Here is a 24129-nt window from a genome sequence, read left to right on the forward strand (position 1 = left end):
GGTGCGGAGTGCGCGCTCGCTAATGTGGTGATCGATGGACGAACGGTTGTGCAGCAAGGTCGCGTGCGGGCGTGAGGCCGTGTCGACGCTCACCTACGTCTACGCCGATTCGATGGCCGTGCTCGGGCCGCTCAGCCAGCGTGCTGAACCGCACAGCTACGACTTGTGCGAGAAGCACTCCGAGCGACTCTCCGCTCCCCGTGGGTGGCAGGTCGTCCGTCACGTAGCATGGGGCAATGAGCTCTAGTCCCGATCTCAGCGATGCCGGGCGCCCTCTCCCCGACCGCGGTGCCGCCCCGGATCTCACCGCCTTCGTGAAGACCTACGACGTGCGCGGGCTCGTCGGCTCCCAGCTCACCCCGGAGGTCGTCGAGGCGATCGGCGCCGGGTTCGTCGACGAGATCGGGGCGGCCGGACAGGATGTCGTGGTCGGCCACGACATGCGCGACTCGTCTCCCGGCTTCGCGATGGCCTTCGCACGCGGAGTGCAGGCTCGCGGTGGGAACGTCATAGCGATCGGACTCTGCTCGACCGACGAGAGCTACTTCGCCTCGGGGAGCCTCGACGCCCCCGCCGCCATGTTCACCGCGAGCCACAACCCGGCCACCTACAACGGGATCAAGCTCAGCCGTGCGGGGGCCAGGGGGATCAGCATCGACACCGGGCTCGCCGGCGTCCGGGACCGTGCGATCGCCTACCTCAGTGCTGGCGACATCCCGGCGGTCGCCGCACCCGGCTCGTACCGCGAGCTCGACGTGCTCGCCGACTACGCCGCCTACCTGAGGGGGCTCGTCGACCTGACCGGCATCCGGCCCCTGCGGGTCGTCGTGGATGCCGGCAACGGCATGGGCGGGCTCACCGTACCCGCCGTGCTCGGCACCGCGGCGGGGCTGCCCGCACTGCCCATCGAGGTCATCCCGCTGTATTTCGAGCTCGACGGGACCTTCCCGAACCATGAGGCCAACCCGCTCGAGCCGGCGAACCTCGTCGACCTGCAGAAAGCCGTCGTCGAGCACGGTGCCGACCTGGGACTCGCCTTCGACGGGGACGCCGACCGGTGTTTCGTCGTGGACGAGCGCGGGGAGGCGATGAACCCTTCGGCCGTCGCCGCCGTCGTGGCGCTGCGGGAGGTGCGAAGAGTGGGAACCGATGGCGGGCCCATCCACGTCATCCACAATCTCATCACCTCGCGCATCGTGCCGGAGACGATCCTCGCGGCGGGCGCTGTGCCGGTGCGTACCCGCGTGGGTCACTCGCTCATCAAGGACGAGATGGCGGCGACGGGCGCGATCTTCGGCGGGGAGCATTCCGCGCACTACTACTTCCGCGACTTCTGGGGCGCCGACAACGGGATGCTCGCGGCCATGCACCTCCTCGCGGAGTTCGGCGGTGCCGCCGGTGCGGATCCCGAGCCCCTCTCGGCGCTCGCTCGCCGGTACACCCCGTACGCGATGAGCGGTGAGCTCAATTCGACCGTGACGGACATCCCGGCCGCCTACTCGCGGATCGTCGAGGCCTATGCCGCGTTCGACTTCGACGAGCTCGACGGGCTCACGGTGAGCGGGAGCACCGACGGCGTGTTCTGGTGGTTCAACGTCCGCCCCTCCAACACCGAGCCGCTCCTGCGGCTCAACGTCGAGGCCGGCGAGGCGCCCGCCATGGAGCGCATCCGCGACCACGTGCTCGCCCTCATCCGCACCCCCTGACCGGATGTCTCCCCTCGGCGCCACGAGGGAGTCACCTGACGGCGCGTGGGGGAGAATAGGAGGATGACCACCACGACCACCGCCCTGCCGTTCAAAGTCGCCGATCTCGCCCTGGCGGATGCCGGCCGTCACCAGTTGCGCCTCGCCGAGAACGAGATGCCCGGCCTCATGGCCCTGCGCGAGGAGTTCGGCGCCACCCGGCCGCTCGCGGGCGCCCGCATCGCCGGCAGCCTCCATATGACGGTGCAGACGGCGGTGCTCATCGAGACGCTTGTCGCCCTCGGCGCGCAGGTGCGCTGGGCCAGCTGCAACATCTTCTCCACGCAGGATGACGCCGCAGCGGCCGTCGCCGTCGGCCCGACGGGAACGGTCGACGCGCCAGCAGGCATCCCGGTCTTCGCCTGGAAGGGCGAGAGCCTCGAGGAGTACTGGTGGGCGACCTCGCAGATCTTCGACTGGAGCGCGGAAGCGGAAGCGGCGAGCGCCGACTGGACCGGCCCCAACATGATCCTCGACGACGGCGGTGACGCCACGCTGCTCGTGCACAAGGGCCGCGAGTTCGAGCTCGCCGGCAGCGTTCCGGATGCCGCCCCCGACGCGAGCCACGAATGGCGCGTCATCCTCGACACGCTGCGCGCCTCGCTCGCCGCCTCACCGGAGCGCTGGACGAAGGTCGCGGACGGCATCCGAGGAGTGACAGAGGAGACGACGACGGGCGTTCACCGCCTCTACGAGCTCGAGAAGTCGGGCGAGCTGCTGTTCCCCGCGATCAACGTCAACGACTCCGTGACGAAGTCGAAGTTCGACAACAAGTACGGCATCCGGCACTCGCTGCCCGACGGGCTCAACCGGGCGACCGACGTGCTCATCGGGGGCAAGGTCGCCTTCGTGGCCGGCTACGGCGACGTCGGCAAGGGCGCTGCGGAGGCGCTGCGCGGCCAGGGCGCGCGGGTGATCGTGAGCGAGATCGACCCCATCAACGCGCTGCAGGCCGCGATGGACGGCTACCAGGTCGCCCGCATCGAGAGCGTGCTCGGCGAGGCCGACATCTTCGTCACCGGCACCGGCAACCAGAACGTCATCACCGTCGAGCACCTGCTCGGCATGAAGCACCAGGCGATCGTGGCGAACGTCGGGCACTTCGACGACGAGATCGACATGGCCGGCCTCGAGGCGCTCGCCGGGGCCACGAAGGTCGAGATCAAGCCGCAGGTGCACGAGTGGCGGATGCCGAACGGACGCAGCGTGCTCGTGCTCTCGGAGGGGCGGCTCATGAACCTCGGGAACGCCACCGGGCATCCGTCGTTCGTCATGAGCAACTCGTTCACGAACCAGGTGCTCGCGCAGCTCGAGCTCTTCGGCACGGACTACCCGCTCGGCGTGCACGTGCTGCCGAAGCACCTCGACGAGAAGGTCGCGAGGCTGCACCTCGAGGCGCTCGGGGTCGAGCTGACCGAGCTGACACCGGCCCAGTCCGCCTACCTCGGCGTGCCCGTCGACGGACCGTACAAGCCCGACCACTACCGCTACTGAGGTTCCTGCGGCCGGCGGATGCCCGCGCGTGCTCAGCGGTCGGGGAAATCCCTCGGCAGACGGTCGAGCACCGGGGCCAGATTGTCGACCAGGCGCTTCTCGCCCTGCAGCGCCACGAATTCGCGGTCGCGGCGCACCGCGGTGACCGCGGCGAGGAAGAGCTCCGGGTCGCCGCCCGGAAGCGGTGAGACGAGCGGCGAGGCCTCCATCGCGAGCTCACGGCTGACCGCGGCACGGGACTGCGGGGTGAACCCGCCCGCCGAGGCGAGGAACTGGGAGATCCGCCGGGCGAGTGCATCGGGGAGGCGGGCGACATCCGCGGTCCTCGACCATTCGACGAGCTCGAGCGGCACGCCGAAGACCGGCGGGGTGTAGCGGCTCATGCGCTCGTGCTGGCTGTAGGTGCCGGCGATGAGGTCGCCCAGGCGCTTCGCCTTCGAGTTGAACAGGGCGATGAGGGTGGCGAGGCCCCCGAGCGTCCCGAAGATCTCGAGCACGCCGGTGAGCGCCCGGATGAACGCGTGCCGGAACCCGATCGCCCCGCCGTCGTCCCGCACGATGCGGGCCCCGACCGCGAGCTTGCCGAGGGAGCGCCCGCGGCTCAGCAGCTCGACCGTGGTCGGCACCACGACCATGCAGGTCGCGAGGGCGACGACGATGCCGGCCTGCAGCAGCGCGTCGTCGAGGAGGAACCGGAAGAACTCGGAGGAGAGCGCGAGCATGATGAGGATGAACAGCACGATGTAGGCCACGAGGTCGATGGCCGCGCCCGCCGCCCGCAGCACGTAGCCGGTCGGCCGGACGTTGAGGGCGACCGCCTCACCGGTGATGAGCTCGTCGAGATCCGTCGCCGAATCGACAGGTGTGGTCCCCTCGGGCGATGCCATGCCTAGTATTTAAGCAGATGGACCTCGACGCCTACTCCGCCGCCCACCGCGATGACTGGGACGACCTTGCCCGGCTCGCCTCCCGGCGACGCCTGAGCGGTGCGGAGGCGGACGACCTCATCGACCGGTACCAGTCCGGTGCGAGCCAGCTCTCGGCCATGCAGGCCACCTCGGGGAGCTCTGTGCAGGGCGACCGGCTCTCGCTCGGACTCTCGAAGGCGCGGCTGAAGTTCACCGGTACCGGCACGAACGTGCTGAGCCGGATGCCGGCCTTCTTCGGTGCGCAGCTCCCGGCCGCGCTCTACCGCATCCGGTGGCTCTCCCTCGCCGTTACAGCGGCGACGGCGCTCGTGGCCGTGCTGTACGCCGTGTGGGCGCTGCAGACGCCCGGTGTGCTGCAGAACTTCGGCACCGAGGAGCTTCGCCGCCAGTTCGCCGAGGAGGACTTCGTCAACTACTACTCCGAGCACGGCACGAGCTCGTTCACGGCCCTCGTCTGGACGAACAACGCCTGGCTCGCCGCCCAGTGCGTCGCCTTCGGCATCATCGGCGTCTATGCCCCGTACCTGCTGTTCACCAACGCCCAGAACCTGGGCTACTCGGCCGCGCTCATGGGCGCGCACGACCGGCTCGACGTGTTCTTCCTGTACATCGCGCCGCACGGGCAGCTCGAGCTCTACTCGATCTTCGTGGCGGGTGCCGCCGGGATCATGATCTTCTGGGCCTGGATCGCGCCGGGCGCGCGCACTCGCGCCCAGGCGCTCGCCGAGGACGGCCGCGCCCTCATCACGGTCGCCATCGGGCTGACCATCTCCCTCTTCGTCTCCGGCGTCATCGAAGGGTTCGTGACGCGACAGGACTGGCCCTGGGTCGTCAAGATCGGGATCGGGACGGTCGCGCTCGCGGCGTTCCTCGTCTACCAGTGGGTCCTCGGACGGCACGCATTCCGGGCCGGTGAGACCGGCGACCTCGACGAGTTCGAGGCCGGCTCCCGCCGCATCGTCGCCGGCTGATCCGCCCGGAGGGCTTGCAGCCGGCGACGGCAGCTACCTGCGCGCGAAGAGCACCTTGTAGGTGGCGCCAGCCAGGAGTGCGCCGGCGACGGGCGCCACGAGGAACACCCAGAGCTGGATGAGCGCATCCGGGCCGCCGTAGATCGCGGTCGCGATCGACCGGGCGGGGTTCACGGAGGTGTTGCTGATCGGGATGCTGATCAGGTGGATGAGCGTGAGCGTGAGCGCGATCGCCAGCGGGGCCAGTGCGGCGTGCGCGCTGCTCTCGGTGACCCCGAGGATGACCCAGACGAAGATCGCGGTCAGCACGACCTCGGCGATGATGACCGAGACCAGACCGAATCCGCCGGGGGAGTGCTCGCCGAAACCGTTCGACGCGAAGCCGCCGGCCTGCAACTCCGCGAGGTAGCCCTCCTTGCCGCCCGCTGCGATCGCGAACAGGATGGTCGACGCGATGGCACCGCCGACGACCTGCGCGACGACGTAGGGGAGGACGTCTTTCCACGACATCCGGCCCGCCATGGCGACGCCCACCGAGACGGCCGGGTTGAAGTGCCCGCCCGAGATCCTGCCCACCATGTAGATGCCGGCCACGAGCGTGAGGCCGACGGCGAGAGCGATACCCAGGTAGCCGGTGTTGGAGGAGGCGAAGAGCGCCGTGCCGATGACGCCGAACACGAGGAGGAAGGTTCCGAAGGCCTCGGCGATGAGTCGTGCGGTGAGCGACGGGCCCTGTTCGGTGGAGCTTGCCATGGTCGATCCCTTTCTGTCTGCAGGCCGCCGGATGCGGCGATACTCGCAGGATAGTGGAGTGGTCGGACGGAGAGCGGCCACCAAGCCGCCAGTCGCGCGGTGCCTGTTCCTCAAAGCCTCCCTGCGGCTTTGAGCGCAAGGTAGCGGTCGGCGAGGGCGGGAGGCAGGTCGGCGGGAGCGCCGGTGACGACGTCGCCGCCGAGCTGACGGATGGCGGCCGCCACCCGCGCCCGGTCGAGCAGGGCGCGTTCCGCCGCCGCCGCGCGGTACACCTCGCTGCGGTTGCCGCGCTCGGTCGTCGCGGCGAGAACATCCGGGTCGGTCACCGACGACACGATCACGGTGTGCCGCCTCGTGAGCTGGCCGAGCATCCCGAGCAGTCCACGGGATGCCCCCGGCGCGTCGATCGAGGTCGCGATCACGACGAGCGCGTGCTGGCTGGTCACCGAACGGACGAGTCCGGGCACGGCGGCCCAGTCCGGTTCGATGAGCTCCGGGTCGACGGGCGCCATCGTGTCGACCATGCGGGAGAGCAGTTCGCTGCCGCTCGCACCCTGCACGCGTCCGCGAATCCGCCGGTCGAAGATGACGAGGTCGACCCGGTCCCCAGCACGCGTCGCGAGGGCGGCCAGAAGCAGCGCCGACTCGAACGCGGTGTCGATGCGCGGTTCGCCGGCGATGCGCGCCGCTGAAGTGCGTCCGCTGTCGATGACGATGACGACGCGCCGGTCGCGTTCCGGCCGCCAGGTGCGCACCATGAGCTTCTGCCCGCCCTGCGAGTCCTGGCGCCGCGCGGTGGCCCGCCAGTCGATCGAGCGCACATCGTCGCCGCGCACGTACTCGCGCAGGCTGTCGAACTCGGTGCCCTGGCCGCGGATCATGACACTCGTGCGGCCGTCGAGCTCCCGCAGCCGGGCGAGCCGCGACGGCAGATGCCTGCGCGAGGTGAACGGGGGCAGCACTCGGATCGCGCCCGGCACCGCGATGGTCGCCTGCCGTGCCGCGAGCCGCAGCGGCCCGGTCGAGCGGATGGTGACCTGCACAGCCCGCCGCTCCCCACGCCGCACCGGCGTGAGCGCCGTGCGCAGCTCTCGGCGCTCACCGCCCCGGATGGCGACGCGCGTGCGGGTCGGGTGTGCGCCCGCGGACGGCTGCCAGGCGTCGCGGACGATCCCGCGCAGGGTACGTCGCCCGGTGTTCTCCACGAGCAGGCTCGCCACGACCGTTTCCCCGAGCCGGACTCGTGCGGGTACCGTCCTTGCGAGGCGCACGCGCCGCGGCGAGGCCGCGAGGGCGACATCCAGCGCCGCAAGCAGGATGGCGAACAGCAGCCAGGGCCCCAGCCATCCGGGTCGCCCGGTGAGCAGGACCGGCAGGGCGCCTGCCGCGACGAGCGCGACGAACCACCCGCTGATGGCCATCAGCGTCGCCCGGTCTTCCCGGGCGCTGCCGGGCCTGGCGCTGCCGGATCAGGCACCACCGGATCTGGCCCTGCCGTGTCGGACCCTCTCATCTCAGATCGGCACCTGCACCTGCTGCATGATCGACCGCAGGATGGTGTCGCCCGACACTCCCTCGAGCTCGGCTTCCGGCCGCAGCTGGATGCGATGCCGCCAGGTCGGGAGCACCATGGCCTGCACGTGGTCGGGCGTGACGCCGGTCGACCCGCTCAGCCAGGCCCAGGCCCGGGCGGCGGCGAGCAGGGCATTCGCACCCCGAGGGCTCACCCCGAGCTTGACGGATGGGCTCTGCCGGGTTCCCCTGGCGAGGTCCACGATGTAGCCGATGACGTCGGCGCTCACCGTGACCGTGGCGACGGCGGTGCGAGCGGCAGCGAGCTGGGCGGCGTCCAGCACCGGCGTCACACCCGCGGCCTTCAAGTCCCTCGGGTTGAACCCGGCGGCACTGCGCTCGAGGATCTGCAGTTCGCTCTCGCGCTCGGGCAGGTCGAGCACGAGCTTGAGCAGGAAGCGGTCGAGCTGCGCCTCCGGCAGCGTGTAGGTGCCCTCGTACTCGATCGGGTTCATGGTCGCGGCGACCATGAACGGGTCGGGCAGCGGTCGCGTCTCACCGTCGACCGAGACCTGCCGCTCCTCCATGGCCTCGAGGAGTGCCGACTGCGTCTTCGGCGGGGTGCGGTTGATCTCGTCGGCGAGCAGGATGTTCGTGAAGACGGGTCCGGCCCGGAACTCGAACTCTCCGGCCTTCGCGTCGTAGACGAGCGACCCGGTGACGTCGCCCGGCATGAGGTCGGGTGTGAACTGGATGCGCTTGGTGTCGAGCTGGAGCGCCGTGCTGAGCGTGCGCACGAGAAGGGTCTTGGCGACCCCCGGCACGCCTTCGAGCACGACGTGCCCTCCCGCCAGGAGCGCGATCATGAGACCGGTGACGGCGCCGTCCTGGCCGACGACCGCCTTACCGATCTCGGTGCGGACGCGGGCGAACTGTGCTCGGAGCTCATCGGTCATGGTTGTCATTCTCCCCGGTTCTGGGCTGGGCTTGCTTGGACTGGTTCGGTTCCGGGCGGAGCACGGATGCCACGCTCCGCTCGAGCACGAGCAGCTCGTCGGAGAGGCGGACGAGTTCGGCATCCGTGGCGGGCGCCGTGTCGCGCAGCAGGGCGGCGACGCGGGAAGCCGCCTGGGGGTCGCTCCGGCCGACGGCGGCGGAGACGGCGTGGATGACCTCGTCGGTCGAGGCGGAGCGCGGCAGCCCGCACAGGGTGCCGAGCCGGTCGATCGTGCCGATGCGCAGCGCGTCGAGTGCGCGAAGTCGTGCGGAGGACTTCTCGTAGAGTCTCGCCCTGCCCTCCATGGTCTCGCTCGCGCGCACGACGACCGGCAGGTTCTCGACCACGAGCGGCCCGAGGCGCCGGCCGCGCCAGAATGCCGCGGCGATCGTGGTCAGGATGGCGAGCACCATGACCGGGCCGATCCACTCCGGGGTGAGTTCGGCGATGTCGGGGCCGGCGTTCGCCTCGGCGATCGAGGGGAGCAGCCAGACGAGATTCGGCTTCTCGCCGAGGATTCCGAGGGCGAGGGCGGCGTTGCCGTTGTCGGCGACCTGGCCGTTGGTGAACGCGTCCCGCAGCCCGACGATGCTCACCTGCTTCTGGCCGCGGTTCACGACGACGAGGGAGTGGACGTCGTCGCCGCTGTCGAGGCAGCCGACGGCATCCGCCCCCCGTGCGATGATGCGGAAGCCGGTCCCGTCGCCGGTCACCGTGCCCGCGCGTTCGACCGGCCCCAGCTCGCAGTCGGCCTCGAGCAGTCCGCTCACGGTGCCGGCCTGCGCGACCTCGGGGGCGAGAGCCTCGAGCTGGTCGAAGCCCGGCGTCATGATCACGAGCCTGCTGGCCAGGCGCTCCAGCTCGCGCAGCTGGTCTCCGTCGAGATATCCGCCGTCGTCGACGACGAAGATCGTGGTGTCGTCCGGGGTGCCGGCGGCGCCCCGCGTCGCGAGGATGCTGTCGGTCTCGGTGACGGTCACGCCGTGGTCGCGCAGCACCTCGGCGAGTGCCATGCTCCCCTCGGGCGCTGCGTTGTCCGGCGAGAGCGGCGGGCCGCCGTGGGAGCCGGCGCCCATGACGAGGAATCCGATGACGACGATCACGAGCGCGGCGATCACCGCGATGACCCAGTAGCGCGCCCGCCGTCCGGCCTCGCGCACGGTGGGCGTGACGACGGTGGGGGTGGCCACGGGCGGTCGGCCCGGCGACAGCGGGGGCGCGGTCGTGCTCATCGCACCGGCTCCGGCATCTCGGATGCCGCCCTGTCCCTGGCGAGCGGCCGTGCGGCCCGCAACTCCTGCTCGAGGTCGAGGAGGTCTCGGTAGTCGGTCTCCGTCCCCCGGCCTCCGAGGTAGCGCACGCGGTCGAAGACTCCGGCGCCGGCGCCGAGCCGGTCCGCGAACCCGGGGAAGACGGCGCCGGCCCGCGCCGCGAATCCGGTGGCCGTCGCTCCGGGGTCGGTCGAGACGAGCACGCGCTCGGACATGACGCGCGCGAGGCAGCGGAACAGCTCCTCGATCGCAAGCGCCCAGTCGCCGGATGCCGCAGCCGACCGGGCTGCTGCCCGTAACTGCTCGGAGGCGCGGTCCTCGTCCTCGCCGAACAGAGCACCGCCGAGGGCGCTGCGCCGACGCAGGCGCGGAACCCCGAAAATGAGGAACGCAGCGACGATGACCGCTGCGATGACGGTCACGACGATCGCCAGGAGCGGCCCCTGGAGGAAGCCGGCGCCGCTCAGGTCAAGGGAGCTCAGCCAGTCCCAGAAGGCCTGGGAGAGCAGGTCCCACCAGGTGGGCTTCGCCGCCTGGTACTGCGGACCGGAGAGCTCCTCGATGATCCACCGCCGCGCCTCGTCCCCGGTGGGGTCGACCGGGACGTCGCCGTCACCGGCGAGCAGGCCGAAGGCGAGAATGGAGGCAGCGGGCGTCATGCCGCCTGCTGGTCCCGCAGGTACGGGTCGGCGAGCCCCGCCGCGCCGGCCTGCCTGGCTTCGACGAACTTCGCGAGGGCGAGGTCGAGCCCCTCCTTGCGCATCCGAAGGTCGAGGTAGATGAGCGCGGTCACGGCCGTCTGGATGATCGCGGTGACCGCGGCCACGACGAGGGTCACCAGCAGCTGCACGACATAGGCGATGAGGGCGATCGCGATGCCGTAGCCCGACCCGGTGCCGTTCGGGTCGACGAAGTACACGAGGATCGGTGTGATGATCGAGAAGGGCGCGGTCACGATGCTTCCGGCGACGGAGAGGATCACGTAGGCGAGCAACTGGATGCCGAAGGTCTTCCAGAAGTAACCGTTCGTGAGCGTCCACGACCGGCGCATGCTCCCGCCGATCGTGAGGCGTTCGAGCATGATGACGCTCGGAACGAGCGAGAGCTTCGTCCCGATCCAGGCCCCGACGACGATGAGGGCGAGCACGCCGAGGATGCCGACGAGCACACCGAGTCCGACCCCGACCGCCCCGAGAGTGGCCACCATGATCCAGATGACGGCGACGAAGACCCCGATCGTGAGAGCCAGCACGACGGCGATGAGCACCGACCACCCGACGAGTGCGCCTATCCGGCCCTTCGCATGGCCCCACAGGCCGCGGAGGGTGAGCTTCTCGCCGAGGGTCGCGCGGGAGACCTCGAGCACGATGATGCCCTGAAGCCAGGCGTTCGCGACGAGGCTCAGGCACACGGCGAGGAGGGCGGTGACCGCCGCCGTGGCGAACGTTCCGGCGACGATCGCGGACTGGTCCTCCTGAGCGGCGGTGTCGAGTCGCAGGATCGAGGCGAGTACCGGCAGGCCGACCGCGAAGAGGGTGACGATCGAGACGATGCCCTGCACGAGCAGCGCGATCCCGAAGGTCGGACGGGGGTTGCGGCGCAGGGTCCTGAAGGAGGCGCCGAGCAGTGTTCCGAGGTCGAGCGGGCGCAGCGGGATGAGGCCCGGCTTCGGCGGCGGCGTCCAGCCGGCTGCCGGCTGGCCGGGTGCGCCCTGCCCGGGGGCGGGCGGTGGAGGACCGTACCCGGGAGCGGGCTGCGGCGGTCCGTACACCGGTGCGGCGGGGGGTCCGTATCCCGGAACGACCGGTGGTGGCCCGCCCGGTGCCTGCCAGGCCTGATCGTCCGTCATGTTCCGCTCCTCGAGGTCGGGTCGGGCACGCACTCACCGCCACCTCCGGCCTGCCGTGGAGGCGCCCCCACCGCATTATCGTTTCACACTCGACTACTCTTGTGCGAGAGCATGGCAGTGCCGCGAGTACCCGCTTTCGGCCAACTGAAGAAGCAGGAAAGATGACCGCACGTATCCTCGTCGTCGATGACGACACCGCGCTCGCGGAGATGATCGGTATCGTCCTGCGCACCGAAGGGTTCGATCCGGTCTTCTGCGCCGACGGTTCAGAGGCGTTCGCCACGTTTCAGTCGTCGCGGCCGGACCTCGTGCTCCTCGACCTCATGCTCCCCGGCAAGAACGGCATCGAGGTCTGCGCGGAGATCCGTACGGAGTCCGGCGTTCCCATCATCATGCTGACCGCGAAGTCGGACACGACGGATGTGGTCCGGGGCCTGGAGAGCGGTGCAGACGACTATGTCGTGAAGCCGTTCAACCCCAAGGAACTGGTCGCCCGCATCCGGACGCGCCTGCGCCCCACCCCGGTGGGCACGGCCGACACCCTGCACGTCGGCGACCTTATCCTCGATGTCGCCGGCCACGAGGTGCGTCGTGGGGAGACCCGCATCAACCTCACCCCTCTCGAATTCGAGCTGCTGCTCGCGCTCGCCACCAAGCCGCAGCAGGTGTTCACGCGCGAGATGCTCCTGGAACAGGTGTGGGGCTACCACTACAAGGCGGATACGCGGCTCGTCAACGTCCACGTCCAGCGGCTCCGCGCGAAGATCGAGGACGACCCGGACAATCCGCGGATCGTCATGACCGTGCGCGGGGTCGGCTATCGTGCCGGCACGACCGGATAGCACCGCAGGATCGAACTGATGGCAGCGAACCGGATGCCGGCCATCCGGATGCCCGCCATCCGGATGAGCGACTGGCGCTCGTATCCGGCGCAGCTCCTGCACTTCTGGCGAGCGAGCCTGCAGTTCCGCACGGTCGCGATCACGGTCCTGCTCTCCGGGCTCGGCGTCGCCATCCTCGGCAGCTACATGTCCATAAGCATCGGCGACAACCTGTTCGACTCGAGGCTCAACCAGGTTCTCGCCGAGTCGAGCAAGGCCACGGTGCAGGCCCAGGACTTCTTCGACAGCGACCTCGCCACGACCGATCCATCGCGCACCGACCTCGAGTTCCTGGGCAACACCGTGCTGAGCAACATCCGGGCCACGACGACGAGCCCTGGCGGCCTGGGGGTCGCGATCTACCGCTCGCCGGGACAGCAGACGCCGGTGACGATGCAGCCGGCGGCCAGTCGCGGGTTCCCCGACGAGGTCGTCTCGCCCGCCCTCCAGGACGCGGTCGAGAACAACCGCGGTGCCGACCGGGTCTGGTGGCAGTCGGTCGCGCTCGACGACGGCAGGCCGGCGATCGCGGTCGGATCCCTCCTCACCGTCCCCAACGCAGGGTTCTACGAGCTCTACCTCGTCTACGACCTCGGCGACGCCCAGCAGACTCTCGCCTTCGTGCAGCAGACTCTCGCCCTCGGAAGCCTCGCGCTCGTCCTGCTCATCGGCGCCGTCACCTACATCGTGATCCGGCTAGTCGTCGGGCCGGTTCGCGTCGCCGCCGAGGTGAGCCAGAAGCTTGCGGCCGGGCAGCTCGAGCAGCGCATCCCGGAGAAGGGGGAGGACGTGATCGCGACCCTCGCCCGATCGTTCAACGGCATGGCCGACAGCCTCCAGAAGCAGATCACGAAACTCGGCGAGCTCTCCCGCCTGCAGCAGCGGTTCGTCGCCGATGTCTCCCACGAGCTGCGCACACCCCTCACGACCATCCGACTCGCCGGAGACGTGCTGTACGACCAGCGGGACACGTTCCCGGCGGCGACCGCGCGCACGGCAGAACTGCTGCACACCCAGGTGCAGCGCTTCGAGGTCCTGCTGGCCGACCTGCTCGAGGTGAGCCGCTACGACGCGGGCGCCGTCGAGCTCGAGGTCGAGCCCACGAACCTGGTCCGCCTCGTCGAGGATGCCGTCGACTCGATGCGCCTCGTCGCGAGCGAGCGCGGATCCGACCTGCGCGTGGTGGCGGCCGGAGGATATTTCGAGGCGGAGCTCGACGCCCGCCGCATCCGCCGCATCCTGCGCAACCTGCTCGGCAACGCGATCGAGCACGGGGAGGGCAAGCCGATCGTCGTCATGGTCGACAGCAACGAGCACGCCGTGGCATTCACCGTGCGCGACCACGGAGTCGGCATCGCGACCGATGACCTCTCGCGCGTCTTCGACCGGTTCTGGCGGGCGGACCCGTCCCGACAGCGGACGATCGGGGGAACGGGACTCGGCCTCGCGATCTCCCTCGAGGACGCCGCCCTGCACAAGGGCTATCTCGACGTGTGGTCGGAGCCGGGGAACGGGACGTGCTTCCGGCTCACCCTGCCGCGCGACCTGGACAGCTCGATCCGCGTCTCACCGCTCGACCTTCCGCCCGCCGAAGCGGTGGAGGAGCTGGGCGAGGCCACGGGGGAGCTGCCGGTGGAGACCCTCGGCACGATGGAGGGAGCTTCCGATGACTGAACTCCGACGCCGCGTCGCGGCAGCGCTCCTGGCCGCAGGGCTCGCGGCGACCCTCACGGCCTGCGGTGGCATCCCGACCTCCGGCGGTGTGCAGGCCGGGGCGCCTTTCACCGACGAACCGGCCGGCGACTTCGTCTTCAACCCGGTCGGGCCGACGACGGATGCCGACCAGCGCGGCATCCTCGAAGGGTTCATCGCCGCCTTCACCGGACCGCAGGGCGACTACAGCACGGCGCGCGAGTTCCTCAGCAGCCAGTTCAAGAAGGAGTGGGACCCGCGGCAGAGTGTGCTCATCCGCACCGGGATCCCGACCGTGCGCGCGGTCGACTCGACGACCATGGAATACTCGTTCACGACCAAGGCGCAGCTCGACGAGTTCGGCGCGTACTCCGCCGGGGCACCCGCGACCCAGACGCTTCAGTTCCGGTTCGTGCAGGAGGACGGCCAGTGGCGCATCAGCCAGGCGCCCCCCGGGATCGTGCTGCCGGAGAGCACCTTCCTGACGATCTTCAGCAAGCATGCGCTCTACTTCTACGACCTGAGCCTGCAGTACCTTGTGCCGGACGAGCGCTGGTTCGCCGGAGGCACGACGGCCACGAGGGTCGTCTCCGCGCTGCTCGCCGGCCCACCGGAGTGGTTGAAGGGCGCCGTCGTCACCCAGTTCCCGGACGGCACGCAGCTCACCCCCGGCACGACGGTGACGATCGACTCGACCGTCGCCCAGGTCAACCTCACGACAGAGGCGGCGGCGGCCGACCGGCGCCAGCGGCAGCTCATGGAGCTGCAGCTCTCGGAGAGCCTCAGCACCGTCTCCGGAATTGCGAGCGTCGAGGTGTCGGTCGCTGGATCGCTCCTGGCGATCGAACCGATCGGCTCCGACGGCCCCGTGGTCCAGCGCGCGGTCGACTCCCGGCCGCTCGTGCTCGCCGACGGCAGGTTCGGCTACCTCTCCGGCGGCGAGGTCACGAGCATCGACGAGTTGAGCCCGAAGATCGTGGAACTCGACCCGCGCGCGGTGACGCTCGGTTCGCACGGAACCGTGGCCGCCGTGCTCGCCGCCGACGGGGTCTACGTCGCCCGCACCGGCCAGGCGCCGGTGCGCAGGCTCGACGACAGGCCCGGTCTCATCGCCCCGTCGCTCGACGACTTCGGATACATCTGGTCGGTCCCGGCCGACGACCCGACCGAGATCGTCGCCTTCGACTTCGACGGCAACCCGCATCCGGTCTCCGTCGCCCTGCCCGCCGGTGCGACCATCGTCTCCCTCGACGTCGCTCAGGACGACTCTCGCGTGGCCATCCTCCTGCAGACGATCGCGGGGCCGCGGCTGCTCGTGGCCGCGATCGTGCGCGACCCCGGCCAGGGCTACGTCCCGACGAGCATCGGGACTCCCGTGCTCGATTCGCTCATCGACTCCGAGACGGCGATCGACGCGACCTGGGTCGACCGGTTCTCGGTTGCGGCGCTCACCGCGTCGGACGGCGACCCGATCGTGGTCTCCTACGAGATCGGCGGCCTGCAGTCCTCCCTCGGCCGCCCGGCTCCCGCCCTCGCGATCGTCGGCGGCAACTACCGGCCCGGCCTTCGAGTGCTGACCGCCGACAACCTTCTGCAGTCGCCGCGCGGCAGCAGCTGGCAGTCCGGTTCGACGGTCGTCGAACTCCTCGCCACCCAGCGGTAGCACCTGTTCTCCACAGCGGGCGCCCCATGCGGGCTCTCCACCGATCGCGCCCTCCACCAGTCGGCGGCGATCCGGGGCCTGCCATGCTCTTCCGATGCGCGACCTTCTCACTGGTGCCGTGCGCGAGGCGGTACGCGACGCCGTGCTCGATGCGGCCGCGGTGCTGCTGCCGGTGGACTGCGCGGGATGCGGGCGGCCGGATCGCGCGCTGTGCCCGGCCTGTCGTGTGCAGTGCACGGCCGACCCCGTCCTGCGGCGGCTCGCGGACGGCACGCCCGTCGTGAGCGCCCTGCGCTACGAGGGGGTGGTGCGCCGTGCGATCCTCGCGTTCAAGGAGGAGGGGCGGACCGATGCCGCCCGACCGCTCGCGAGATCCATCTGTGTCGCGATCGAAGAGGCTGCGGCGGGGGCCCTGTCGGCCGAGGACGCAGGAGCAACGGGCGGGGGGACGGCGGCGGGTTTGGCCATGCCCGCGAGGCTCGAACTGTGCACCGTCCCCGCGACGCGAGCTGGCCGACGCCGCCGAGGGTACCGTCCGGTCGACCTGCTCGTGCGTACGGCGGGGTTCCGGCCGGTCACCGTCCTCACCGTCGTGGCCGGGATGGTCCAGCAGAAGGCGCTCGGCCGCGAAGAGCGCGACAGCAACCTGCGGGACGCGATGCGGGTGCGGCATCCGCCCGGCGCAGCCCCACTCCTCGGGCGGCGGTTCATCGTGGTCGACGACATCCTGACGACCGGGGCGACCCTCGGCGAGGCCGCCAGGGCGCTGCATGCGGCGGGCGGCGAGGTCGTGGCCTGCGCGACGCTCGCCTTCACACCGCGGCTCTTCGGCAGGGCGGCGAGCATTCCCGGATTCCGTGCGTGACATCCACAGGAACGGCGGCTACGGTGTGTGAAAGAGGCGCGATAATCCGCCTGGTTTCGCTGGGCGGGCGCGCAGCAGAAGACTGGGAGGACGACATGGACGTTTCCATCAACGGGCTCGGACTGGGCATCACCGATCGGTTCCGCGATTATGCGATCGAGAAGTCGGAGAAGGTCGCGCATCTCGCCGACAAGGCCCTGGCCTTCGAGGTCAAGGTCTCCCGCCACAACGAGAAGAACGGCGCCAACGGCGACGATCGGGTCGAACTGACCCTCATCGGCCCCGGCCCGCTGGTGCGCTCGGAGGCCGTCGGTTCCGACAAGTACGTCGCCTTCGACCTCGCCCTCGACAAGTTGATGGAACGCATCCGCCGGGCCAAGGATCGCGGCAAGGTGCATAAGAGCGGCAAGCGTCGCCCCGTCTCCCTGCGCGAGGCCAGCGCCGACGGGTTCAAGGTCGTCGACATCACGCCGGTCGACCAGGACCTCATCGAACGAGTCGCGACCGGCTCGATCCCGGTGATCGCCGAGGGCGGCGCGGAGGCGGAGGAGGAGTGGAGCCCCGTCGTCATCCGCAAGAAGGTGTTCGCCGCGACCCCCATGACGGTCGACGATGCGCTCTATCGCATGGAACTCGTCGGCCACGACTTCTACCTCTTCATCGACGCCGAGACCGATCGCCCGAGCGTCGTCTACCGGCGCAAGGGATGGGACTACGGGGTCATCGGCCTCGACCTTGAGCAGCACGAGGAGCAGGGGAAGCGCCGTCAGCGGCGGTGATGGAGGCGCGCAGCCGACCGGCTGAGGGTTAGGCTTTGATGTCGGCCCAGCCGCGACGCGCCAGCGTGCCGCGGAATGCCCGAAAGACCGCAAGGAGAATTTCACGTGGCCAATGTTCTTGAACGAGTACTCCGCGTCGGCGAAGGACGCCTGCTCCGGCGCCTCGAACGCTACGCTCACGCGGTGGGCCAGCTCGAGGACGACTTCAAGGAGCTCAGCGACGACGAGCTGAAGAACGAGACGCAGGAGCTGCGCGAGCGGTACTCCAACGGCGAATCGCTCGACGACCTGCTGCCGGAGGCCTTCGCCGCGGTGCGCGAAGCCGCGGTCCGCACACTCGGGATGCGTCCATTCGACGTGCAGCTCATGGGCGGCGCGGCGCTCCACCTCGGCAACATCGCCGAGATGAAGACCGGTGAGGGCAAGACCCTCGTCGCCACCCTGCCCGCCTACCTCAATGCGATCGCCTCCCGCGGAGTCCACGTCGTCACGGTCAACGACTACCTCGCGAGCTACCAGTCCGAGCTCATGGGCCGGGTCTTCCGCGCGCTCGGGATGACGACCGGATGCATCGTCTCCGGCCAGACACCCGTCGAGCGTCGCGAACAGTACGCCGCGGACATCACCTATGGCACGAACAACGAGTTCGGCTTCGACTACCTGCGCGACAACATGGCCTGGACCGCCTCCGACATGGTCCAGCGCGGCCACCACTTCGCAATCGTCGATGAGGTCGACTCGATCCTCATCGACGAGGCCCGCACCCCGCTCATCATCTCCGGGCCCTCCTCCGGCGAAGCGAACCGCTGGTTCAACGAGTTCGCCCAGGTCGCCACGCGGCTCATCCCCGAAGTCGACTACGAGGTCGACGAGAAGAAGCGCACCGTCGGCGTCCTCGAGCCCGGCATCGAGAAGGTCGAGGACTACCTCGGCATCGACAACCTCTACGAGTCGGCCAACACCCCGCTCATCTCCTTCCTCAACAACGCGATCAAGGCATCCGCCCTGTTCAAGCGCGACAAGGACTACGTCGTCATGAACGGCGAAGTGCTCATCGTCGACGAGCACACCGGGCGCATCCTCGTCGGCCGTCGTTACAACGAGGGCATCCACCAGGCGATCGAGGCGAAGGAGGGCGTCGCGGTCAAGGCCGAGAACCAGACCCTCGCGACCGTGACGCTGCAGAACTATTTCCGGTTGTACAAGAAGCTCGCCGGCATGACCGGTACCGCCGAGACCGAGGCGGCCGAGTTCATGAGCACCTACAAGCTCGGCGTCGTGCCGATCCCCACGAACAAGCCGATGATCCGCAAGGACCAGCCGGACCTCGTCTACAAGAACGAACAGGCCAAGTTCGGCCAGGTCGTCGAGGACATCGCCCAGCGCCACCAGTCGGGGCAGCCGGTTCTCGTCGGGACCACGAGCGTGGAGAAGAGCGAGTACCTCTCCAAGCTGCTCGCCAAGCGCGGCATCAAGCATGAGGTGCTCAACGCGAAGAACCACGCGCGCGAGGCGGCGATCGTCGCCCAGGCCGGACGGGTCGGCTCGGTGACGGTCGCGACGAACATGGCCGGTCGTGGGACCGACGTCATGCTCGGCGGCAACGCCGAGTTCCTCGCGGTGGCCGAGATGAACGCCAAGGGACTCAGCCCGGTCGAGACTCCGGAGGAGTACGAGGCCGAGTGGGACGGCGTGTTCGCGAAGGTCAAGAAGGTCGTCGAGTCGGAGGCCGCGAAGGTCATCGAGGTCGGCGGTCTCTACGTGCTCGGCACCGAGCGCCACGAGTCGCGCCGCATCGACAACCAGCTTCGCGGCCGCTCCGGCCGTCAGGGCGACCCGGGCGAGAGCCGCTTCTACCTCTCGCTCGCCGACGACCTCATGCGCCTGTTCAACTCCGCGGCCGCCGAATCGCTCATGGGTCGCGGCAATGTTCCGGATGACCTCGCGATCGAGTCGAAGGTCGTGAGCCGCGCCATCCGCAGCGCGCAGGGCCAGGTGGAGGCGCGCAACGCCGAGATCCGCAAGAACGTGCTTAAGTACGACGATGTGCTCAACCGCCAGCGCGAGGCGATCTACGGCGACCGGCGCCACATCCTCGAGGGCGACGACCTGCAGGATCGCGTCGAGCGATTCCTCGAAGACGTCATCAACGAGATCATCGACGACCACACCGGGGAAGGGCATTCCGACGACTGGGACCTGGACGCCCTGTGGCGCGAGCTCAAGGCGGTCTACCCGATCTCGATCACGATCGACGAGCTGTTCACCGCTGCCGGCTCGCAGGGGCGCGTGACACGTGCGTTCATCGGCGAGGAGATCCTCTCGGACGCGAAGTTCGCCTACCAGCGTCGCACCGACGAACTCGGCGAACCGGCCATGCGCGAACTCGAGCGCCGCGTCGTGCTCTCGGTCATCGACCGTCGCTGGCGCGACCACCTCTATGAGATGGACTACCTCAAGGACGGCATCGGCCTGCGGGCGATGGCCCAGCGCGACCCGCTCGTCGAGTACCAGCGGGAAGGCTTCAGCCTGTTCCAGAACATGATGGGGCAGATCCGCGAGGAGACGATCGGTTTCCTGTTCAACCTCGAGGTGGAGGTGACCGGGGGCGGCGGCGCGACCGCTGCGCTCCCGAACGTCGCGGCGAGGGGCCTCGGCGGCAGCGTCGCACCCGCCGAACGGCTCAGCTACTCCGCGCCATCCGACAGCGGCGGCGTGGAGGTGCGCAACCAGCGAGGCCAGCTCGAGCAGGCCGCGACCGCGAAGGCGCAGCAGGCAGCTGCGGCCCAGGCCAACCAGGTGAGTGCCGCGTTCGGCGGGCAGAACCAGCAGCAGGGCCAGAACCAGCAGGCGGGCCAGAACCAGCAGGCCGGCCAGCAGCAGGGCCAGGATGCCGCCGGCCAGCGCGGTGCGTTCGGCCAGCGCCAGGGACCGCCGCAGGGCCAGCAGCCGCCGCAGAACCGTGCTCAGCGCCGGGCGCAGGAGAAGAACAAGGGGCGCTAGCGCGCTACAGCACGTTGATGGCGGTCGCGCGCCAGCGGCTGTCCAGGCCCTCGAGCCGGATGGCGACGGCGCGCACCCGTGCCCTGCCCCGGACGATGACGACGGCTTCGACGATGCCGTCGCGCGGCTCGAAGATCGAGATCGAGCCGATGGCGAAGGCCGGCCGGACCGGCACCCTGCCCTTCGCCTGGCGGGCGCGGGCCGAGAGCACCACACGCTTGAGCAGATGGCGGTAGACGTCATCCGTCACCCACCGGGAGATCTGCTCGAGGTCGCGGGCGCCGGCGAGGATCTCGATGACGCAGCGCGTCAGATTCTCCAGCAGCGGCGTCGGCCCGGGCAGCACCGACCGTGGCGACGGTTGGTGGGCGAAGTACTCGTCGGATTCCAGTTCGTCGTTGCGGCGCTTCGGTTGCTGCGCTTCGAGCCTTGCGATCGGGCGCGGTGCGGGCAGGGGGGTGCTCATCAAGACTCCGGCTTTTCGAGGTGAGGTGCTCGGACGGGTCTGGCGCTGTCTGCTCGTTCGAGGTGACATACCCGCGAATACTAAAGCAGGTTGAGACAAGTCTGTCTACCTCCAGACCCTCGACCTGTGGATAACCTCCCACGGGTGTCGGCGCGGATGGCTAGCGTCGCCTCATGCGATGGAACAACCTGTTCGACGACCTCGAGGGGCAACTGGAGCACGAGCTCGGCGCCGAGGAGGTGGACCTGCGCGGCGAGGAGGAGAGGCTGCGCCTCGGCCGACTTTCGATGCGTGATCGGTTGCAGTCGCTCCATGAAGCGTGCGGTGCGCGGGAGTACTCGCTTCGCATCGCGCTCCGGGACGGGGCGATCATCCGGCTGCGACCGCTCGGTTTCGGAAAGGACTGGATGTCGGCGGACCTGCTGGACGAGACGACTCGTCGCGCACAGGTCATCGTGCCCCTCGAGTCCGTCGCGAGCATCATTCTCGATCGCGACCAGGTTGCAGCAAGCCTTGCGGCGCGGCCGGGTGACGGCTCTCGCGGCCTCTCCGCGCGGCTGGGCATTGCGTTCGTGCTGCGGGATCTCTGCCGGCGCAGGAGCCCGGTCGACCTGATGCTCGTGGGCGGAACCCTGCACGGGACGATCGATCGTGTCGGTCGGGAGCACTGCGACGTGGCCGTGCACGAGCCGGGGACCTCGCGCCGGGAGAGCGGCGTCACCCAGTATCGGGTCGTGCCGTTCGGTCAGCTCCTGCTCGTGCGGATGTGATCCTCGCCGAGTGCGAGCTCGGTGACATTGGCGAAGTCCGACTGGTTCCAGAGGCTCGCCCGCCGGGCCTCCTCGTACCTGGCGTCGATGTAGGACTCGAGCACGTCCCGCTCCACCCTCCATTGACCGCGCACGCCGATCCTGATCGCAGGGAGCTCGCCCGACCTGACGAGCGAGTACGCCTGTCCGACCGAGACGCTGAGCATCTCGGCGGTGTCGGCGATGGTGAGGAAACGGGCGAGGGCACCGCGGGGGCTGGCGTCGTTCATGTCTCGATTATCGGACGGATGGCGGCGCCCGGACGGGCCTGTGGATAACTTCCGACGCCGCCGGGCTCAGGGCAGCACGATAGTGCGGTGGGCGCATCCGCCCGACGAACTCTGGGAGGCAGCCATGGCCGGAACGCGGGACCCTGGGAGAACGGGCGACTCGGGTCGCATGGGCCGCCCGGGTCGAATGGGCGACTCCGGGCGCGATCCCGGGTGGAACGCCGGAGCCGTGCGCCCGGCGCGCCAGCGGCGGCCGTTCCGGTTCGACCCGCGGCTCGCGATCGGAGTGGTCATGGTGGTCGCCTCGGTCGTCGGGGTGTATGCGGTCGTGGTGGCGGCCGATCGCAGCGTGCTCGTCTACGCCGCCACATCGACCGTCAACCCGGGAGACCGCATCTACATCGACGACCTCCAGCCGACGAGCGTACGGCTCGGCGAGGCCGCCGGCCGATACCTCCTCCCGGAGGACGTGCCCGCCGAAGGGCTGCTCGTCACCCGTTCCGTCGCGGCCGGTGAACTCGTGCCGGCCTCGGCGGTCGGCTCGGCCGCGAGCATCCGCTTCGCCTCGGTCGTCGCCTCGGTGAGCGGGCGACTGTCCAAGGCGATCGCCCCCGGGGCGGTTGTGGATGTCTGGTCGGCGGTCGAGACCGACCACGGGGTGTTCGGGCCGCCTGTCGTGCTCGTCGGCTCGGCCACCATCGTGCGCGTCGTCGATGCGGGCGGCCTCATCGCGGACGGGGGCGGCGAGGGCGTCGAGGTGCTCGTCCCGCGTGACAGGATCGCCCGCGTGCTCGAGGCCACGGCCAACGGCGATGCGGTCTCGCTCGTGCCGGTGAGCATCCCGGCCGGGAGGTGACGATGCTCGACGTCGCCGTCTGCCTCGGATCGGAGACCGAGGATCGTACGATCGCGGAGCTCGAGCGCCACGGCTACCGCGTCGTGCTCCGCGCGGGGACCGCCGCCGAACTCGAGGAGGGGATCGGGGCAGTGCCGTTCGAGGTCGCCCTGTGCGGCGCGGAGCCGGACCGCCTGACCTCTACCCTGCTCGCGGCATGCGATTCGGCGGGGGTGCGTCTCGTCGCCGTGGCGTCGGGGGGCGCGGGCCGCAACAATGCCGCGAGGCTCGGCCTTCACGAGGTGGTCGACGCATCCGCCGCCTGGCCCGAGCTGGAGAGGCTCCTCACGGCCGGGATCGCTTCTCGTGGTCCGGGCGGTCACGACCGGGCTCCCGGTCCTTTACGGGGGAGCACTGTGGATCCCACAGGGATCCCGGAACGCGCGCCCGTCGAAGACAGCGCTGACCCCCGGGATCGCATGGTCACCCCGGACCGCTCGGACGACCACGAGAGGTCCAGCCGAGGAGAGGTCATCGCGGTGTGGGGTCCGGCGGGATCCCCTGGGCGAACGACGATCGCCATCGCGATCGCGGCCGAACTCGCGGCGGAGGGGTATTCGGTGGCCCTCGCCGACGCCGACACCCACAGCGGATCCGTCGCTCCGGCGCTGGGGCTGCTCGACGAGGCACCGGGATTCGCCGCGGCGTGCCGACTCGCGACCACCGACAGCCTCAGCACCGAGGAGCTCGAACGCATCGGGGAGCGGTTCCGTTCACCGCACGGCAGCTTCTGGGTGCTCACCGGGCTCGGTCGTCCGCACCGCTGGCCCGAGCTCTCGGCCGAGCGCGTCGTCGCGACGATCGACGCCTGTCGTGCCTGGGTCGACTTCACCGTGCTCGACACCGGCTTCAGTCTCGAGAACGACGAGGAGATCTCGAGCGACCTGTTCGCGCCCCGGCGCAACGCGGCGACCATCACGACGCTCCGCGAAGCAGACCGTGTCGTCGCAGTGGGCTCCGGGGACCCGGTGGGCCTCTCGCGCTTCCTGCGTGCGCACGTCGACCTGCTCGAGATCGTCGACGCCGAACGGGTGACGACCGTCGTGAACAAGATCCGCGGCAGCGCGATCGGGTTGAACCCGAGCGGCCAGGTCGAGCAGACCCTGCAGCGGTTCGGCGGCATCATCGGTCCCGTGCTGGTTCCCCACGACCAGCAGGCCCTGGATGCCGCGGTGCTGAGCGGCAAGACGCTGCGGGATGTCGCGGGCAAGTCACCCGCGCGGATCGCCCTCAGCAGGCTTGTCGCGTCGCGCCTGCTCCCCGGCGGGGCTGAGGCGCAGGCAGGCCGGATGAGACGCGGCCGGTTCGCGCCGAGGCGATAACGT

22 protein-coding genes are annotated in these 24129 nt (G+C 69.9%); 13 read left to right on the forward strand and 9 right to left on the reverse strand.

Annotation, left to right across the window (positions count from 1 at the left end):
- Window positions 1–34 precede the first annotated feature (34 nt).
- The 3 genes from ABD678_RS04860 (at window position 35) to ahcY (ending at window position 3239) form a co-directional block, all read left to right on the forward strand.
- A complete protein-coding gene (locus tag ABD678_RS04860; protein ID WP_344754269.1) occupies window positions 35–247 on the forward strand; it encodes a DUF3499 domain-containing protein in 213 nt (70 codons plus the stop codon).
- Window positions 237–1706, forward strand: a complete 1470-nt coding sequence (locus ABD678_RS04865) for a phosphomannomutase/phosphoglucomutase (protein ID WP_344754271.1) — start codon at window positions 237–239, stop codon at window positions 1704–1706. The genes ABD678_RS04860 and ABD678_RS04865 overlap by 11 nt, the downstream gene beginning before the upstream one ends.
- 63 nt (window positions 1707–1769) lie before the next feature.
- A complete protein-coding gene (gene ahcY, locus ABD678_RS04870) occupies window positions 1770–3239 on the forward strand; it encodes an adenosylhomocysteinase (RefSeq protein WP_344754273.1) in 1470 nt (489 codons plus the stop codon).
- Window positions 3240–3271: 32 nt separating this feature from the next.
- Here ahcY and ABD678_RS04875 read toward each other — a convergent pair whose 3' ends face one another.
- On the reverse strand, window positions 3272–4126 hold the full coding sequence (locus tag ABD678_RS04875) for an RDD family protein (RefSeq protein ID WP_344754275.1): 855 nt from the start codon (window positions 4124–4126) through the stop codon (window positions 3272–3274).
- A gap of 17 nt (window positions 4127–4143) precedes the next feature.
- Here ABD678_RS04875 and ABD678_RS04880 point away from each other — a divergent pair, with 17 nt between their 5' ends.
- A complete protein-coding gene (locus ABD678_RS04880; protein ID WP_344754277.1) occupies window positions 4144–5139 on the forward strand; it encodes a stage II sporulation protein M in 996 nt (331 codons plus the stop codon).
- A 33-nt stretch (window positions 5140–5172) separates the two neighbouring features.
- Here ABD678_RS04880 and aqpZ read toward each other — a convergent pair whose 3' ends face one another.
- From aqpZ to ABD678_RS04910, 6 genes are all read right to left on the reverse strand, one after another.
- On the reverse strand, window positions 5173–5892 hold the full coding sequence (gene aqpZ / locus ABD678_RS04885) for an aquaporin Z (RefSeq protein ID WP_344754279.1): 720 nt from the start codon (window positions 5890–5892) through the stop codon (window positions 5173–5175).
- A gap of 110 nt (window positions 5893–6002) precedes the next feature.
- Entirely contained in the window at window positions 6003–7313 is a 1311-nt protein-coding gene (locus ABD678_RS04890) for a DUF58 domain-containing protein (protein ID WP_344754281.1), read from the reverse strand.
- Between the two features lie 93 nt (window positions 7314–7406).
- Window positions 7407–8360 (reverse strand): AAA family ATPase, encoded by a 954-nt coding sequence (locus tag ABD678_RS04895; RefSeq protein WP_344754283.1) that lies wholly within the window; start codon window positions 8358–8360, stop codon window positions 7407–7409.
- Complete coding sequence (locus ABD678_RS04900; RefSeq protein ID WP_344754285.1) at window positions 8350–9633, reverse strand: DUF4350 domain-containing protein; 1284 nt, start codon at window positions 9631–9633, stop codon at window positions 8350–8352. The genes ABD678_RS04895 and ABD678_RS04900 overlap by 11 nt, the downstream gene beginning before the upstream one ends.
- A complete protein-coding gene (locus tag ABD678_RS04905) occupies window positions 9630–10331 on the reverse strand; it encodes a DUF4129 domain-containing protein (RefSeq protein ID WP_344754287.1) in 702 nt (233 codons plus the stop codon). Before ABD678_RS04905 ends, ABD678_RS04900 begins: the two co-directional genes overlap by 4 nt.
- Entirely contained in the window at window positions 10328–11521 is a 1194-nt protein-coding gene (locus tag ABD678_RS04910) for a hypothetical protein (protein WP_344754289.1), read from the reverse strand. The genes ABD678_RS04905 and ABD678_RS04910 overlap by 4 nt, the downstream gene beginning before the upstream one ends.
- Window positions 11522–11682: 161 nt before the next feature.
- On the opposite strand from ABD678_RS04910, the gene mtrA reads away from it, so the two are divergent.
- From mtrA to secA, 6 genes are all read left to right on the forward strand, one after another.
- A complete protein-coding gene (gene mtrA / locus ABD678_RS04915; RefSeq protein ID WP_344754292.1) occupies window positions 11683–12363 on the forward strand; it encodes an MtrAB system response regulator MtrA in 681 nt (226 codons plus the stop codon).
- Between the two features lie 18 nt (window positions 12364–12381).
- Entirely contained in the window at window positions 12382–14076 is a 1695-nt protein-coding gene (mtrB, locus tag ABD678_RS04920) for an MtrAB system histidine kinase MtrB (protein WP_344754294.1), read from the forward strand.
- Window positions 14069–15757, forward strand: coding sequence for a GerMN domain-containing protein (locus ABD678_RS04925; protein WP_344754297.1), 1689 nt, complete (start codon window positions 14069–14071; stop codon window positions 15755–15757). Before mtrB ends, ABD678_RS04925 begins: the two co-directional genes overlap by 8 nt.
- A 94-nt stretch (window positions 15758–15851) precedes the next feature.
- Window positions 15852–16622: a ComF family protein gene (locus tag ABD678_RS04930; RefSeq protein WP_344754299.1), complete on the forward strand. Its 771-nt coding sequence runs from the start codon at window positions 15852–15854 to the stop codon at window positions 16620–16622.
- A 95-nt stretch (window positions 16623–16717) separates the two neighbouring features.
- Window positions 16718–17401, forward strand: coding sequence for a ribosome hibernation-promoting factor, HPF/YfiA family (gene hpf / locus ABD678_RS04935; protein WP_344754302.1), 684 nt, complete (start codon window positions 16718–16720; stop codon window positions 17399–17401).
- A gap of 105 nt (window positions 17402–17506) precedes the next feature.
- Window positions 17507–20404 carry a preprotein translocase subunit SecA gene (secA, locus tag ABD678_RS04940; RefSeq protein WP_344754304.1) on the forward strand — a complete coding sequence of 966 codons (2898 nt, stop codon included), beginning with the start codon at window positions 17507–17509 and terminating at the stop codon, window positions 20402–20404.
- A 4-nt stretch (window positions 20405–20408) separates the two neighbouring features.
- On the opposite strand, the gene ABD678_RS04945 is transcribed toward secA, so the two are convergent.
- Complete coding sequence (locus tag ABD678_RS04945) at window positions 20409–20870, reverse strand: Rv3235 family protein (protein ID WP_344754306.1); 462 nt, start codon at window positions 20868–20870, stop codon at window positions 20409–20411.
- A gap of 173 nt (window positions 20871–21043) precedes the next feature.
- Here ABD678_RS04945 and ABD678_RS04950 point away from each other — a divergent pair, with 173 nt between their 5' ends.
- Window positions 21044–21640: a hypothetical protein gene (locus ABD678_RS04950; protein ID WP_344754308.1), complete on the forward strand. Its 597-nt coding sequence runs from the start codon at window positions 21044–21046 to the stop codon at window positions 21638–21640.
- Here ABD678_RS04950 and ABD678_RS04955 read toward each other — a convergent pair.
- Window positions 21616–21909, reverse strand: coding sequence for a helix-turn-helix domain-containing protein (locus ABD678_RS04955; protein WP_344754310.1), 294 nt, complete (start codon window positions 21907–21909; stop codon window positions 21616–21618). The genes ABD678_RS04950 and ABD678_RS04955 overlap by 25 nt on opposite strands.
- Before the next feature lie 124 nt (window positions 21910–22033).
- On the opposite strand from ABD678_RS04955, the gene ABD678_RS04960 reads away from it, so the two are divergent.
- Window positions 22034–22765: a hypothetical protein gene (locus ABD678_RS04960; RefSeq protein ID WP_344754312.1), complete on the forward strand. Its 732-nt coding sequence runs from the start codon at window positions 22034–22036 to the stop codon at window positions 22763–22765.
- Window positions 22766–22767: 2 nt separating this feature from the next.
- A complete protein-coding gene (locus tag ABD678_RS04965) occupies window positions 22768–24126 on the forward strand; it encodes an AAA family ATPase (protein WP_344754314.1) in 1359 nt (452 codons plus the stop codon).
- Window positions 24127–24129 lie beyond the last annotated feature (3 nt).

The sequence above is a fragment of the Leifsonella bigeumensis genome (genome assembly GCF_039537265.1).
GTDB lineage: Bacteria > Actinomycetota > Actinomycetes > Actinomycetales > Microbacteriaceae > Terrimesophilobacter > Terrimesophilobacter bigeumensis.

What these genes read in the sequence shown, in the direction of transcription:
- ABD678_RS04860 (WP_344754269.1), top strand. Translation starts at nt 35, where the DNA reads ATGGACGAACGGTTGTGCAGCAAGGTCGCGTGCGGGCGTGAGGCCGTG.
- ABD678_RS04865 (WP_344754271.1), top strand. Translation starts at nt 237, where the DNA reads ATGAGCTCTAGTCCCGATCTCAGCGATGCCGGGCGCCCTCTCCCCGAC.
- ahcY (WP_344754273.1), top strand. Translation starts at nt 1,770, where the DNA reads ATGACCACCACGACCACCGCCCTGCCGTTCAAAGTCGCCGATCTCGCC.
- ABD678_RS04875 (WP_344754275.1), bottom strand. Translation starts at nt 4,126, where the DNA reads ATGGCATCGCCCGAGGGGACCACACCTGTCGATTCGGCGACGGATCTC.
- ABD678_RS04880 (WP_344754277.1), top strand. Translation starts at nt 4,144, where the DNA reads ATGGACCTCGACGCCTACTCCGCCGCCCACCGCGATGACTGGGACGAC.
- aqpZ (WP_344754279.1), bottom strand. Translation starts at nt 5,892, where the DNA reads ATGGCAAGCTCCACCGAACAGGGCCCGTCGCTCACCGCACGACTCATC.
- ABD678_RS04890 (WP_344754281.1), bottom strand. Translation starts at nt 7,313, where the DNA reads ATGGCCATCAGCGGGTGGTTCGTCGCGCTCGTCGCGGCAGGCGCCCTG.
- ABD678_RS04895 (WP_344754283.1), bottom strand. Translation starts at nt 8,360, where the DNA reads ATGACCGATGAGCTCCGAGCACAGTTCGCCCGCGTCCGCACCGAGATC.
- ABD678_RS04900 (WP_344754285.1), bottom strand. Translation starts at nt 9,633, where the DNA reads ATGAGCACGACCGCGCCCCCGCTGTCGCCGGGCCGACCGCCCGTGGCC.
- ABD678_RS04905 (WP_344754287.1), bottom strand. Translation starts at nt 10,331, where the DNA reads ATGACGCCCGCTGCCTCCATTCTCGCCTTCGGCCTGCTCGCCGGTGAC.
- ABD678_RS04910 (WP_344754289.1), bottom strand. Translation starts at nt 11,521, where the DNA reads ATGACGGACGATCAGGCCTGGCAGGCACCGGGCGGGCCACCACCGGTC.
- mtrA (WP_344754292.1), top strand. Translation starts at nt 11,683, where the DNA reads ATGACCGCACGTATCCTCGTCGTCGATGACGACACCGCGCTCGCGGAG.
- mtrB (WP_344754294.1), top strand. Translation starts at nt 12,382, where the DNA reads ATGGCAGCGAACCGGATGCCGGCCATCCGGATGCCCGCCATCCGGATG.
- ABD678_RS04925 (WP_344754297.1), top strand. Translation starts at nt 14,069, where the DNA reads ATGACTGAACTCCGACGCCGCGTCGCGGCAGCGCTCCTGGCCGCAGGG.
- ABD678_RS04930 (WP_344754299.1), top strand. Translation starts at nt 15,852, where the DNA reads ATGCGCGACCTTCTCACTGGTGCCGTGCGCGAGGCGGTACGCGACGCC.
- hpf (WP_344754302.1), top strand. Translation starts at nt 16,718, where the DNA reads ATGGACGTTTCCATCAACGGGCTCGGACTGGGCATCACCGATCGGTTC.
- ABD678_RS04945 (WP_344754306.1), bottom strand. Translation starts at nt 20,870, where the DNA reads ATGAGCACCCCCCTGCCCGCACCGCGCCCGATCGCAAGGCTCGAAGCG.
- ABD678_RS04950 (WP_344754308.1), top strand. Translation starts at nt 21,044, where the DNA reads ATGCGATGGAACAACCTGTTCGACGACCTCGAGGGGCAACTGGAGCAC.
- ABD678_RS04955 (WP_344754310.1), bottom strand. Translation starts at nt 21,909, where the DNA reads ATGAACGACGCCAGCCCCCGCGGTGCCCTCGCCCGTTTCCTCACCATC.
- ABD678_RS04960 (WP_344754312.1), top strand. Translation starts at nt 22,034, where the DNA reads ATGGCCGGAACGCGGGACCCTGGGAGAACGGGCGACTCGGGTCGCATG.
- ABD678_RS04965 (WP_344754314.1), top strand. Translation starts at nt 22,768, where the DNA reads ATGCTCGACGTCGCCGTCTGCCTCGGATCGGAGACCGAGGATCGTACG.